The organism is Frateuria sp. (genome assembly GCF_013362045.1).
GTDB lineage: Bacteria > Pseudomonadota > Gammaproteobacteria > Xanthomonadales > Rhodanobacteraceae > Frateuria_A.
In genome coordinates this window covers 1-2,148 of sequence record NZ_JABFWW010000107.1, presented here as the reverse complement: position 1 = coordinate 2,148, position 2,148 = coordinate 1, and the positions used below count along the sequence as shown (strand labels likewise).

1 protein-coding gene is annotated in these 2,148 nt (G+C 69.0%); it reads right to left on the bottom strand.

The annotated features are described in order from the left end of the window. Nucleotides 1-115 precede the first annotated feature (115 nt). The coding region (locus tag HOQ08_RS05105; protein WP_291192300.1) for a CHASE domain-containing protein at nt 116-2,148 on the bottom strand (2,033 nt) is incomplete at its 5' end.

Below are 2,148 nucleotides of genomic sequence, written 5' to 3'. Positions count from 1 at the left end.
CCTGATGCTTTGAGCCCCTCTCCTCCGGGATAGGGGCTGGGGTGAGGGTCGGCGTAGGTGATGCGCCGGCACGACGTTTCGATTGACAGGCTCAACGAGCCGCGCGAAACCGGGCCTATTCCCCAAGCTTTTCCCGCGGCAACGTGAACCAGAACGTCGCGCCCTTCCCCACTTCGCCTTCGGCGCGGATCGTGCCGCCGTGGCGCTCCACGATGCGCTTCACAGACGCAAGGCCGATGCCGTGTCCGGCGAAGTCGTCGTTGTGGTGCAGCCGCTGGAACGGACGGAAGAGCTTGTCGACATAGGCCTGCGAGAACCCCGCGCCGTTGTCGCGCACGAAGTATTCCAGTCCCTGCGCGTCCATCACCGCGCCGAACTCGATGCGCGCATCCAGCCGGTCGCGCGTGAACTTCCACGCGTTGCCCAGCAGGTTCCCCAGCAGGTTGCGCAGCAGCGGCGCATCGCCGATCACATACAGCTCCGGCTGGATGGTCACCTCGACCTGGCGCCGCGTGTCGCCCACGCGCAATTCCTCGACGACCTCGCCCGCCAAACGGCTCAGGTCCACGCGTTCCAGCCTCAATTCGCCACGGCTCACGCGCGACATCTTGAGCAGCGCGTCGATCAGCTCGCCCATGCGCCCTGCCGCCCGGCGCACGCGCACCAGGTAGCCCCGCCCGTTTTCGTCCATGCCGGCCGAATGACGCTCGATCAGGATGCGGCTGAAACCGTCGATCGCCCGCAGCGGCGCCCGCAGGTCGTGTGAGACGGAGTATGCAAAGGCCTCCAACTCCTGGTTGGCCTGGCTCAATTCCCGGGTGCGCAAAGCCACCCTCGCCTCCAGTGTCCGGTTCAGCGCATGCACCCTTGCCTCGGCCCGGAGGCGCTCGGTGACGTCTTCCACCTGCACCAGCCCGACGATGTCCTGGCCGATGTTTCCGGGCACCGGTGCGTAGGTCAGCTGGGCCTGGCGCGGGTCGCCGCCCTCCCGGTGCAGTCGTCGGGTGGCGCGATGCACGCCCTGCGCGTCAGTGGTGCCGTGGCCGTGCGCGATCATCTCCGGCTCGTCGCTCTCGAACAGCCCGTCGAAGCGCCGGCCCACCAGTGCCTCGGGCGTGAGGCCGACGATGTTCGCCAGCGCCGGGTTGGCCTCGACGATGTGGCCCTCGCTGTCGAGCAGCGCCTTGCCGATGGCCGAATAGCGCATCGCGCTGCGGAAGCGCTGCTCGCTGCGGCGGTAGTCCTCGGTCATGCGCACGGCGATGCGGTACGCCTGCGCTTCGGTGCGCGCGAGCATCCACGCGATCGCGTACAGCAGCAGCGATGAGAACAGCCCCAGCGCCAGCAGGTTCTGCAGGCCCTGCACGCGCGGCGCGGCCTGCGCCAGGGGCGGCGATTCGAAATCCACGCGCCATCGCCGCCCGTACAACTCGAACGCGCTGCTATGGCGGAACGCCGGCGGTGGCCGGTCGCTGGGCGCGTAGGTGGCGTACAGCAGGCGATCCCCCGCCGAAATATCGAACACGCGGAAGTGGTTGTCGTTGCGCAGCGCGCCGAGCGCGTTGCGCACGAAGCCCTCCATGCGCACGGGGACGTAGACCCAGCCCTGCATATCGGCGCGGCGGGTGGCCAGCGTCGCCGGCCGTCCGCCACCGCGGTACACCGGCAGGTACAGCAGCAGCCCCGTGCTGCGCAGCGACCCGTCCTGGATCAGGTGCACCGGGCCGGACAGCGTCGCGTTGCCGCTCTCCATCGCCTGCGACATCGCGGCGTGGCGCACCGGCTCGGAGTACATGTCGAAGCCGATCGCACCGACGTTCGCCGGGGTTTTCGGTTCCAGGTAGAGGATGGGCCCGTAATCGTGGCGCTGCCCGCGCGGCCAGATCTCGAGCAGGCCGTGGCCGGCTTCGCGCCATTCCAGCTGGAGGTCGGCCAGCCGTGTGGCCGGCACGAATTCGGCGAACCCCAGGCCCACCATGCCGGGGAAACGGCGCTGCAGATCCATGCCGTCCACGTACGCCTGCCACTGCGCCGGCGAAGGACGCGGACGCGTGACGGAGGCGAACATCGACACGCCGCCGCGGGCGACCAGCTCGTACTTGGTCATGCCCTGGCGCAGCAGCTCGGTGACTTCAGCGGTCTTGCTGA